Here is an 11587-nt window from a genome sequence, read left to right as displayed (position 1 = left end):
CCCCAAGGTCAGGTGCGGACCGGCAGGATCACGGCGGACGGGTGCTCGCGATCGTGGTGGATCTCCTGGTCGGCGGACCGGAGTGTGGTGGCGGTGGCGTGGGGTTCGCCGGTTCCCGGGTTGCGGGCGTAGCGGGGGAAGGCGCCGCTGGAGACCTGGACGCGGATGCGGTGGCCGCGCTTGAAGCGGTACGCGGTCGGCCACAGCGTCACCTTGGCGAGGGTGAGCTCGTCGGCGCCGGACAGGCTCACCAGACCGTCGCAGACGTTGTACGAGCGGCCGCGAGGGTCGACATCGCACAGCCGGACGAACACATCCGCGTACGGCAGGCTGGAGCGGAACCAGATCTCGGCGCTGACCTCGCCGATGACCTCGACGTCCTGGTCGAGCACGCCGGTGGTGTAGATGCGCACGTCCGGACGGTTCTCCAGCTTGGTGTTGTCGGCCCGGCCGGCGCCGCGGACCATGCGCACCCCGCCGACCGCCGGTGTGGGGTCGGCCGGGTCGTAGTGGTACCGGTCGGGCGGTGACTCGCCGGGCGGCTCGGCGGCCAGGTCGCCGCCGGGCTGGAGGTGGAAGCGTCGCGGCGCGTGACCTTCCGGCGGCCAGGAGTCGAAGTCGCGCCAGGTTTCCTGGCCCATCACGTACAGGCGTACCGGCGCGCGCTCCGGTGGCTGCTGCCCGCTGGCGTGGGCGAGTCCGAACGCGATGCTCTCCCGCATCACCGTGCCGTCCATACCGAGGTGGGTCCACGGCCCGACCGTCAGTCGCGCGGGGCGCCCCGCCTCCTGCAGCGTCCGGAAGTCACGGAGCTGACCGGGCAGGAAGATGTCGTACCAGCCACCTATCGAGCTGACCGGAACGCTGACCTGCGCCACCCGGTCCCGGTGGTCGAGCCCGGCCCAGCGCGGAACCGCCGCGTCGTGGGCCAGGATGTCCTGGACGTAGTCGACGCGGTGGCCGGTGGCGGCGACGTCGGACCCGCCGAGCGGCAGGGCGAACAGTGCCCGGCCCCTCTTGCGACCCTGGGTGAGCTGCCGCAGCAACGCGAAGCGGCGTTCCTGGCCGTCCACCTGAACGCCCCACCCGAACGGCGTCTCCAGGGAAAGACCGTCCGCGCGCAGGAATTCCAGCGTCAGCGCCGACTCGGTGACCTGCGTGATCATGGCCTTGACCGTCGGTGGCAGGCTGTCCGCGACGGCCCACTGAACGTAGCCGAGGTAGCTGGCGCCGGCCAGGACGATGGAGCCGCCGAACCACGGCTGCTTCCCCACCCACTCCAGGGTCGCCAGGCCGTCCTCGCGCTCCTGCCGCATCGGGTCGAAGACCCCGCCGGAGCCGAACGTGCCCCGGGTGCTCTGCACCACCACCTGGAACCCGCGTTCGGCCCAGGGCAGCGCCATCGCACCGCCGAAGACTGGTCCGCTGCGTCCGTACGGACTGCGCAGCAGCACGGTCGGCAACCCGTCGCCCCCGGTGCGCGGCGCCCAGCGGTCGGCCAGCAACTCGACCCCGTCGGGCATGGGGACCCGCAGATCGTGGTGGACCGCGATGTCCCGCGTGAGCGGCGGGTCCAGCTTCAGGAAGCGCTGCAGGACATGACTGAGGAGTTTCATCAGTGGTGCTCCTGTTCATGGGGACGGAACCGCCGACTGTCTGCGACTTCTGTGGTAGATCGCCCCCCGGTGTAAGCGAACAAGGTAGAAGCGGCTACCGCGGATGGTAGACCGCCTCATCCAACCGGGGTTTGAAGACTGGCCGCCGATCTCTCCCTACATTTTTGAGCACCGTTCCCCGCCTCGCACGGGGAGTACATGAGGAGAGCTTCATGAGGCGATTAACCATTGTCACCGCGGTCACCGCGGTGATCCTGCCCCTGGTGGCCGTCCTTCCCGGGCAAGCGGCCGTCGCCACGACGGCGGCGGACAGCGACCAGCCCGTCGGCCCCGGCCAGTACTTCTCCGACACCAAGACCTTCGAGCTCAACGAGATCGACGCCTCGGCGGGCGCGATCGGCCGCAAGCACGGCGTGGCCGCCGTCGACGGCAGTCTGGCCCAGCCGAAGGCGGTGCCGGCCTCCCGCGCCGACCTGTCGGTGTTCGGGCCGGGCTGGCAGGCCGAATTCCTCGGCGGGACGACCGGCCGGAAACTCGACATCCTCAGCAACGCCGTCCAGGTCACCGAGCTCGACTCGGGGGAGAAGGTCGCATACGCGTTCAAGAGCAGCGCATCCTTCCCCGACGGCGGCGAGGTGCGGCGCTATGAGGCCGAGAACGGCTCCAAGCTCACCCAGACCACCCGCTGGGACGCGACGGCCGGCACGATGAGCACCACCATCAGCGAGACGATCGCCACCAACCTCGGCACCACGGAAGCGGGCGACGACGGGTTCACCGACGACAGCGGCAACCCGATCAGCTCGGCCAACCTCAACCAGGTCTACACCTGGCAGCAGACGGGCGTCTCCCAGGGCGACACCTGGCGGGTGACACGCGTCGGCACGAACGCCTTCGGGACCTCTACCGTGCAGTACGACACGCAGGGCCGGGTCGCCACCGTCACCGAGCCCGCCGGCGGCGAGGAGCCTGCGAGCACGCTGGCCTTCACCTACGCGACCTCCACCACGGCCACGGGCACGGCCTTGGGCGACTACGCGGGCCGCCTCAAGCAGATCACCCAGACGGCCGGTTCGGGAACGCCTGAGACCGTGGCCGCGTACGGATACGACACCGCCGGCCTGCTGCGCAGCATGGCCGACCCGCGCGACAGCAGCATCCCGCCGGCGACCTACGGCTACGACCCGACCGGGCGGCTGACCACGATCGACTCGCGTATGTCGGGCGCCTGGGCTCTGGCCTACACCGGAGACTCGGCGCTGCCGGCCGCGACCGCCACCTCCACCACCAGGTGGCCGGACGCCTCCGACAGCGAGCCGCCGGCGCTCAGCCCGGCCGCTCCCGGCAGCGTCCCCAGCGGCGGCGTCGCGGGCCCGATGTCGTACCCGGCCTCCTGCTGGGCCGCCGTGCACTGGCTGTATCACAGCCGCAACTGCGCGGCCTGGGCAGCGCACTACGGCTGGCACGCGCCGTACTGGAGGCAGCTGCCCACCAAGCGCTGGGTGGTCGGCATCCTCTACGACCACTGCACCAATTCACCGGATGCTCCGTCGGGATTCAATTTCCGTGCCGCCTGCGACATGCACGACTACGGCTACGGACTGATCGGAAACAACTGGAAGAGGTGGTATTACCCGTACTACCTCGACACCAGCCGTAAGACCGACGTGGACGTCCTCTTCTACACCACCCTGCGCGACTGGACGTGCACCGCTTACAGCAAGTGGGTGCGGGGGCTCTGCAAGAGCATCGCGTGGACCTACCGGCAGGCCGTGCGCAAGGGCAACCCCAAGAACGGCGCGAACGCGACCAAGGACTAGTGACCCGGACCCGCGGACGCCGCTCGTGGTGGCGTCCGCGGGTGCCGTGATTCAGGCGTGGATGTTGTGCAGTTCCTTCGTGGCCCTGAGCGGAGACCGTGATGAACCGACCTCTGATCCGTCGCATCATCGCCGTGGCGGCGATCCTGCTCTCCTCGATGGCGGTCGCCGCCGACGTCTCCGCCTCGGCGCTGAGCCCGGGCACGTCGGCGGGCCCATGGGTGGAGCCCGGCCTGGCGCAGAAACTCGCGGGCGGCGCCCATACCAGGGTGAACGTGGTGACGAAGGCCCGCGCGGACCTGCCGGCCGCGGCGAGCGCCGGGCAGGTGCTCCAGACGTTGTCCGTCTTACCCGTGGTCACGCTGCGCGCGGACCAGGCGGCATTGGCGCGGCTGGCCGCCCAGCCCGGCGTGGTCAGCGTGTCGGAGGACCGGCCGGTGCCGCCGACGCTCGGTCCGAGCACCGCGCTCATCGGCGCCGACCGTACGCGCGCGGCAGGTCTGACGGGCGAGGGAAGCGTGGTGGCGGTGCTGGACACGGGCGTGGCGGTCAACCACCCGTTCCTGGGCGGCCGGGTCGTGGCCGAGGCGTGCTTCTCGCCCATCGATCCCGACTACTCGGCCACCAGCCTGTGCCCGGACGGTACGGACCAGCAGGAAGGGCCGGGCTCGGCGGACTCGGAAAGCGGCCCGTGCGCGGCCGTCGAACTGGACTGCGACCACGGAACACACGTGGCCGGCATCGTCGCGGGTGACGGCGAGGGATTGGACGGCGACGATGGCAGCGGCGTCGCACCGGGGGCTGACATCGTCGCCATCCAGGTCTTCAGCAAGTTCGACACCGAGGACTTCTGCGGAGTGGGCGGGACGCCGTGCGTGCTCAGCTTCACCAGTGCCCAGCTGGCCGGGCTGGAGAAAGTCCTGGACCTGAAAGGCGAACTCCCCATCGTCGCGGCCAACCTGAGCCTGGGCGGCGGCAGATACACCGCGTCCTGCGACACCACCGACCCGCGCAAGCCCGCCATCGACAACCTCCTGGCCGCCGGGGTGGCCACGGTCATCGCCGCGGGCAACAACGGCTACCCGGACGCGATCAGCGCCCCGGCCTGCGTCTCCTCGGCCGTCGCCGTGGGCAGCACCACCAATGACGACACGGTCTCCTCCTTCAGCAACCGCGGCCCGCTTCTCGACCTTTTCGCCCCGGGATCCGACATCATCTCCTCGGTGCCCGGTGACGAATGGCGCTCCATGAGCGGGACGTCCATGGCCGCCCCGCACGTCGCCGGCGCGCTGGCGGTGTTGCGCCAGGCCTTCCCCAACGCGGGGGTGGCCGAGCTGGTGTCGATGCTCAAGGAGAGCGGCAAGAGCATCAGCTACTCCGGCGCGACGACGCCACGGATCCAGCTCGACGACGCCACCCTGGGAGTGAACCCGAGACCGGGGCCCGACCAGTACTTCCACTCGCGCGGCCGGATCCTCGACAGCGTCCAGATCAGCGCGAACTCCACCATGGCGGTGCAGGTCTCCGGGGTCGCCGGACTGCCCGCGGCGGGGATCCGCGCGGTCGCGCTCAACATCGCCGCCAAGGGCGACTGGTTCAACTCGGGCTCCGTGGCGGTGTACCCCTCCGACGAACAGGAGCCCGAGAGCAACACCCTCTTCTACGACCCCAACCGCTGGGCCTCCACCATGGTCATCGCGAAGGTCGGCACGGACGGGAAGATCAAGGTGGTGAACAGGAGCGCCGCCCCGGTCCGCGTGACGCTGGACGTCCACGGCCACACTCGCGCCCAGGCCGCCACCACCGTGGGCGGCACCTACCTGCCGATCTCCCCGGTACGGATCGCGGACCGGACCGTCCTCCCGGCATGGGGGAACGTGCAGCTGGCGACCTCCGCCATGACCGGCCTGCCCACCTCCGGCGTGGACACGGTCGCGCTCACGGTGATGGTGAAGAGTGCCGCTACCGGGACGATCCGGGCCTACGCCGCCGGTGACGTCTATCCCGTCGACGCCAACATCGACTACCCCGCCAACGTCGCGGCGCAGTTCTTCACCATCGTCAAGCCCGGCTCCGACGGAAAGATCAACCTCCACAACCTCGGCGCCAACACCGTGGAGATCTCCGTTGACGTGAGCGGCTATTACACCGCCGCCCAGCGGGGATCGACCGTCAAGGCGATCCGTCCGATGCCGGTGGCCAAAGCCGTCACCATCACCGCGGGCGGCACCCGCGTGCTGAACTTCACCGGCGTGCCGGACATCCCCGCGTCCGGCGTCTCCGCCGTGGGCCTGACCGTCGCCGCCAAGGCGACCGCGGCCGGGGTCGTGTCGGTGGTTCCCGCGAGCGGGCCGAGCACCGCCCGGGTGGTGGCGTACGCGGCGGGCAAGGACACGACCGGCTTCACGACGGCCGCGCTGCGGCCGGACGGAACGGTCGTGCTGAAGAACGAGGGCACCTCGCAGGTGACCGTCTCCGTGGACGCCTACGCCTACTTCCCCGCCCGATGACTGTCCTGAACGATGCGGCCTCCGTCGCCCAGGGAGGCGCGCGCGTCCGCTCGGCCGTACCACCAGGTGAGGGCCGCCGCGGCCACGGCAAGCACAGCAGCGAGCGGCGGGAGAGCCGCGGCGCCGGCGGCGTCGAGGGCGATCCCGCCGGCCGCGCCGGACAACGAGACCGCCAGGTACACCGCGGACTGATTCAGCGAGGCGACCATCGGCTGCGTGCCCGCCGGTGCGTAGCTCATGATCAGGTGCTGCTGCGGCGTCGTGACGGTGAAGGAGAACACGCCGCAGGCCGCGACCGCCGGCAGCGCCGTCGCGTACGAGCCGCGCAGCGCCGGCACCGAGAGGAAGACGAAGGCGAGGAGCAGCGTGCCGGCGATCACGACGCGGCGGGGACCGCGACGGTCGGTGAAGTGCCCGGCCGCCAGGTTCCCCACCGTGCCGGCGACCCCGAACACCAGCAGCAACACCGCCAATCGGCCGCCCTGACCGCCGGTGGCCGGCTCGTACACGGCGCTGAGGTAGGTGTAGGGGACGTAGATCCCGGTGAACGCCACGACCGTGGTGGCGAGCACGCCGAGCACCCGCCGGTCGGCGAGCGGGGCGAGCCGCTGCCGCCACCCGCCGGCCGGGCCGTGGCCGACATCGGGCAGGCGGCCGACGATGACCGGGACCACGACCAGGGCCAACGCCGTGACCAGCCACATCGTGGCCCGCCAGCCGAGCGCCGCGCCCACCGCGGTGCCCAGCGGGGCGCCGAGGGCCAGCGACGACGTGAGTCCGAGCATGACGATCGCGATGGCCCGGCCACGGCGCTCGTCCCCGGCGAGCGCCGCCGCGGTCGCGCTGGCGGTCGCCGCGTAGAGCGACGCACCGCCCGCGGCGACCACCCGGGCCGCCAGCACCAGGCCGTACGCGGGTGCCAGCGCGGTGATCACGTTGCCCACGGCGAACAGCGCCAGCCCGGCGGGCAGCACGACCCGCCGCGACCAGCCCGCGGTCAGCGTGGCCAGCACCGGGGCCAGCACGGCGTAGGCGATGGAGAAGACCGTGACGAGCTGGCCCGCCGCGGCCACGCTGACGTGCAGCGACCGGGCGATCTCGGGGAGGATGCCGGCGATGACGAAGGCGTCCGTGCCCACGGCGAAGGTCCCGAACGCCAGGATCGCCGCGTGCGTCTGCCAGCGCCCGGTGGGCTCTCTCGTCACGATCGCCCCGCCCGCGCGGTGTGCGGTGTGGTCTCGTGAAGGACGTCGTGCCTGCCTTTCGGGCAGGCGGAAGCCGTTATGACAATCATGAAGTCTCCAAAGCAAGGGAATGTGCCGATGCGACCAGAGGGGGAGTCGGTCGTCGGCGGGACCGCACGGCTGAGTCAACCCGGCCCGGCGGTGAACCTGAAGGACCGATCGGATCACCATTGATACCCTCGCGGATATGAATGATCTGGAGGTGCGGCAGCTCCGGTACTTCGTGGCGGTCGCGGAGGAGCTGCACTTCGGGCGGGCGGCCGAGCGGCTGGGCATGGCGCAGCCCCCGTTGTCCCGGGCGATCCGGACGCTGGAGCGCCGAGTGGGCGTGCGGCTGCTCGAACGCACCACACGTCACGTCGCACTCACCACAGCGGGAGAGGTCTTCCTGCGGGACGCGCGGACCGCCCTCGACGCGGTCACCGCGGCCGGTCGGCGCGCCCGGCACGCGGGCCGGTCCGAGCCGCGGCTGCGACTCGCGCTCAAGGCCGACCATGACGCCGGGCTGCTGCCGCCGATCCTCGCCGCCTATCGCGGTGAGGAAGCGGCGCTCGCGGTGGAGTTGGTGCTCGGCGGGCGGGACGAGCAGGCGCCGGCTCTGCGCGACGGCCGGGCCGACGTCGCGCTGCTGACCGGCCCCTTCGACGGCCGTGGCCTGGACCAGCTGCCGCTGCTGACCGAGCCCCGCCTGGTCGCCCTGGCGGCGGCCGATCCGCTGGCCGCCCGGTCACACCTGCGCCTGGCCGACCTCACCGGCCGTAAACTCCCCAGCGGAGCCCCCGCCGACCAGGGCGGCTTCCCACCGCCGCACGCCGCCACCGCCCAGAGCGATGGCGAGCGGCCGTACACCGCCATCGCTCAGGGCGACAGTGACCGGCCGTACGTCGCCATCGCCAAGTGCGTCAGTGAGCCGCCGTACGCGGCCATCGCCCAGAGCGATGGTGAGCGCCCGCAGACGACACGCCGCGGGCTCGTGACCGCGTCCGGGCAGAGCGTCACGGACATGACGCAGATCTTGAAGCTGGTCGAGCTGGGAAGCTTCGTCTGCTTCCTCCCCGCCTCGATCGCACGCATCTACCCGCGGCCCGAGATCGCCTACCGTGCCGTCGACGACCTGGAGCCGGTCACGCTGGCCGTCGCCTGGCCGCAGGACGCGCGCTCGGCGGCCGTCGCCGCCTTCGTCCGCACGGCCACGGCGGTCGCGGAAGCCTCTCCCGCGAAGACGGGAGTGCCGCAGCGGGCGGCCACCTGATCACGGCCGCTGTTCGGCGCGTACGAACGCCGTCGACAGGCGCAGCAGGCGGTCCGCCAGTTCCTCGGGGTCGAGGGGGTCCGCGGCGTCGATCAGCCAGTCGTTGACGATCGCGCCGGTCCCGCCCGTGATCAGCGTCGCGAAGTCCCGCACCGTGGCCTCGTCGAGGTCGCCCAACAGCTCCCGCACCCCGGCCACGGTGATGAGCGAGCCGAACAGCCTGTTCAGGGCCCGGGTCATGAGGAAGGCGCATGATCCGGTGAGCATCGCGCGGTAGAAGGACCGGTGCCGGGCGAAGTGCCGGGCCATCGCCAGCATGCGCGCGCGACGCGGTGCGCCGCTGTCCCCGACCTCGGGCATCAGCTCCCGTTCGACCAGGTCGGCCGCGGCCGCCACGAGGAGCGCGTCACGGTCGCCGAACTGCAGGTAGACCAGCTGCCGGCTGACGTTCGCGGCGTCGGCCAGGTCGGTGATGGGCAGAGCGGTGGTGCCCCGCTCGGAGACCAGGCGTACGGCGGCGGCCATGAGCGCGGCGCGGGAGCGGAGCACTCGGCGGTCTTGTCGATCCTGCATACCCCTGGACACTAGACACGTGTTAAAAAATAGACAACTGTTAAATCACTCGCTTTACCTGTCGAAAGCAAGGAGCCGCCATGTCCGCACTCGAGCCCGAAGTCCGTACCACCGCCGGTGTGGTGCGCGGCCGCACGGAGGACGGCCTGGTCGTCTTCCGCGGCATACCGTTCGCCGAACCCCCGGTCGGGGAGACCCGCTTCCAGGCGCCGCGGCCCGTGCGCGGCTGGGACGGGGTCCGCGAGGCGTACGCCTTCGGCCCGCCCGCCCCGCAGGATGTGAACATGGCCGGCCGTGGCGGCGGCGAGTTCCTCATGGACACGGGCGACGACTGGCTGACGGTCAACGTCTGGACGCCCGACCCCGATCCGGCCGCCCGCCGACCGGTGATGGTGTGGATCCACGGCGGCGCCTACAAGCTCGGCTTCTCCGGCAGCCCCGGCTACGACGCCCAGCACATCGCCCGCGACGGCGACGTGGTGTTCGTGTCGCTGAACTACCGCCTCGGCATCGAGGGCTTCGCCCGCATCGACGGCGCGCCCGCCAACCGGGGCCTGCTCGACCAGGTCGCCGCCCTGGAGTGGGTGCGGGAGAACATCACGGCGTTCGGCGGCGATCCCGGCCAGGTGACCGTGGCCGGTGACTCGGCCGGTGCCGGGTCCATCGTCGCGCTGATGGCCATGCCGAGCGCGGCGGGGCTGTTCCGGCGGGCCGTCGCGCAGAGCGTACCGGGCACGTTCTTCTCCGATGCCCTGGCCCGGGACGTCGCGACGGCCATCGCCGCCGAGGCGGGCCTGCGTCCGACGGCCAGGGAGCTGGCGGGCGTGGATCCACGGCAACTGCCGAAGCTCGGGCAGACGCTGGAGTCGAAGATGCGGCAGTACGAGGACCGCTGGGGCACATTCGCGCACACGCTCTCCCTCTTCTCCCCGGTCGTCGACGGCGAGGTGCTGCCGGCCGCGCCCTGGCAGGCGCTGGCCGGTGGCGCGGGACGGGACGTGGAGCTGATCATCGGTCACACCCGTGACGAGTGCCGCACGTTCCTCCTCTTCGCCGGACAGCTCGGCAAGATCACCGAGGAGCAGGCGACGGAGGCGCTGCGCCTCTTCGGCCCCGCGGAGGACGGCGAACGGGCCTACCGCGCGGCGTTCCCGAACGCCTCCGCCGAAGAACTGTACGAACTCGTCCAGAACGACTGGCTGTTCCGCATGCCGACCCTGCACCTGGCCGAGGCGCACACCGCCGGGGGCGGACGGGCGTACCTGTACGAGCTGACCTGGCAGTCCCCGGGCAGCGGCGGAGTGATGCGCGCCTGCCACGGCCTGGACGGCCCGCTGCTGTTCGGCACCTACGACGCGCATCTGGGCCCGGTGGCCATCGGCCCCGAGCACACCGCCGAGGCCCGCGAGCTGACCACCCAGATCCGCACGGCCTGGACGTCCTTCGTCACCTCGGGCGCCCCCGGCTGGCCCGCGTACGACTCCCAGCAGCGCCAGACCCGGATCTTCGACACGCCCGGGGCGGTCAGCGCGTACCCCGAGGAGACCTCACGCCGCCTGTGGCAGGAGCACGTCTTCGAGGCCCTTCCCCTACTGGCCACCTGACGGTTCTGAGGATTCCGCCGCCGAGATGCCGAGGGCGGACAGGAACGCCGCGGCGGCAGGGGAGGGAGGGAAGCGGCTCCAGATGAGGTGCTCCATACGGGCGGGGGCGTCGCGTAGCCGGAGGACGGGCAGGTCGGGGAGCTCGCCCACGAAGGCGGCGGGCAGCATCCCGATGCCCAGGCCCTGCCGGATCAGGCGAGCCATGAAGTCCACGGTCGTCACCTCGAAGGCGACCTCGCGCCGGACCGCGGCCGCCGCGAACGCCTCGTCCGACTGGGCCCGCGCGGCGCTGCCCGGGGGGAAGTCGACGAACGGCTCGTCCGACAGCTGGTGCAGGTCCACGCGGTCCTCGTCCGCCAGCGGGTGGCCGGGCGCGACCACGGCGACGAGGTCGCCGCGTGCCAGTTCGTGGCCGTGGACGCCCTTGGGTCGTACGCCCACGGGCAGCCCCAGGAAGGCGACGTCCAGGGTGCCCTGACGTACCCGTTCGATCAGCTCTTCGCTGGCGCCGGAGCGGAGGCTGATGCGCACCTGCCGATGCCGCAGGTGGAAGTGCTTCAGCGTGGTCGGGAGATCGACCGCCGCGACGGTGGGGATGGCGCCGATGGCGAGCCGGCCGCGGATCTCGCCGTCGACGGCGGCCACCTCGGCGCGGGCTCGTTCGGCGGCGTCGAGGGCCTGGCGGGCCGCGGGGAGGAACGCCTCGCCCGCGGGGGTCAGCCGGACGCGGCGGCTGGTGCGGTCGAACAGCTTGGCGCCCAGCTCACGTTCCAGACGGGCGATCTGGTGGCTCAGCGCGGACTGGACGACCAGGCACTGCTCGGCGGCGCGGGTGAAGTTGCTCGTCTCCGCGACCGCGACGACGTAGCGCATCTGCTGAAGCTCCATGGATCAATCGTGATGCACGATCGTAGTTGATGACAAACATGTGTTGGACTCATTGATCGCCCGTCGCCCAGGCTAGGCGC

At 71.6% G+C, this 11587-nt stretch carries 8 protein-coding genes; 4 read left to right on the top strand and 4 right to left on the bottom strand.

Features of this window, described 5'->3' with window-relative positions; translation table 11 throughout:
• Positions 1 to 8 precede the first annotated feature (8 nt).
• A complete protein-coding gene (locus tag ACGFNP_RS52345; RefSeq protein ID WP_393331289.1) occupies positions 9 to 1616 on the bottom strand; it encodes a CocE/NonD family hydrolase in 1608 nt (535 codons plus the stop codon).
• A 212-nt stretch (positions 1617 to 1828) separates the two neighbouring features.
• Here ACGFNP_RS52345 and ACGFNP_RS52340 point away from each other — a divergent pair, with 212 nt between their 5' ends.
• On the top strand, positions 1829 to 3436 hold the full coding sequence (locus ACGFNP_RS52340) for a phospholipase A2 (RefSeq protein ID WP_393331286.1): 1608 nt from the start codon (positions 1829 to 1831) through the stop codon (positions 3434 to 3436).
• A gap of 101 nt (positions 3437 to 3537) precedes the next feature.
• Positions 3538 to 5946, top strand: coding sequence for a S8 family serine peptidase (locus tag ACGFNP_RS52335; RefSeq protein ID WP_393331283.1), 2409 nt, complete (start codon positions 3538 to 3540; stop codon positions 5944 to 5946).
• On the opposite strand, the gene ACGFNP_RS52330 is transcribed toward ACGFNP_RS52335, so the two are convergent.
• The gene (locus ACGFNP_RS52330; protein WP_393331280.1) at positions 5928 to 7151 is read right to left on the bottom strand and encodes an MFS transporter; all 1224 of its coding nucleotides are present in this window, start codon (positions 7149 to 7151) and stop codon (positions 5928 to 5930) included. The two genes, ACGFNP_RS52335 and ACGFNP_RS52330, sit on opposite strands and share 19 nt — an antisense overlap.
• Before the next feature lie 226 nt (positions 7152 to 7377).
• On the opposite strand from ACGFNP_RS52330, the gene ACGFNP_RS52325 reads away from it, so the two are divergent.
• Positions 7378 to 8442 carry a LysR family transcriptional regulator gene (locus ACGFNP_RS52325; protein WP_393331278.1) on the top strand — a complete coding sequence of 355 codons (1065 nt, stop codon included), beginning with the start codon at positions 7378 to 7380 and terminating at the stop codon, positions 8440 to 8442.
• Here the strand turns inward: ACGFNP_RS52325 and ACGFNP_RS52320 are convergent, their stop codons facing one another.
• Positions 8443 to 9015 carry a TetR family transcriptional regulator gene (locus ACGFNP_RS52320; protein ID WP_358320922.1) on the bottom strand — a complete coding sequence of 191 codons (573 nt, stop codon included), beginning with the start codon at positions 9013 to 9015 and terminating at the stop codon, positions 8443 to 8445.
• Between the two features lie 80 nt (positions 9016 to 9095).
• On the opposite strand from ACGFNP_RS52320, the gene ACGFNP_RS52315 reads away from it, so the two are divergent.
• The gene (locus tag ACGFNP_RS52315; protein ID WP_393331273.1) at positions 9096 to 10619 is read left to right on the top strand and encodes a carboxylesterase/lipase family protein; all 1524 of its coding nucleotides are present in this window, start codon (positions 9096 to 9098) and stop codon (positions 10617 to 10619) included.
• Here ACGFNP_RS52315 and ACGFNP_RS52310 read toward each other — a convergent pair.
• Positions 10605 to 11507, bottom strand: coding sequence for a LysR family transcriptional regulator (locus ACGFNP_RS52310; RefSeq protein WP_393331270.1), 903 nt, complete (start codon positions 11505 to 11507; stop codon positions 10605 to 10607). The two genes, ACGFNP_RS52315 and ACGFNP_RS52310, sit on opposite strands and share 15 nt — an antisense overlap.
• Positions 11508 to 11587 lie beyond the last annotated feature (80 nt).

This window comes from Nonomuraea sp. NPDC049269, from assembly GCF_043197155.1.
GTDB lineage: Bacteria > Actinomycetota > Actinomycetes > Streptosporangiales > Streptosporangiaceae > Nonomuraea.
This window is presented reverse-complemented; position numbering and strand designations above follow the sequence as displayed.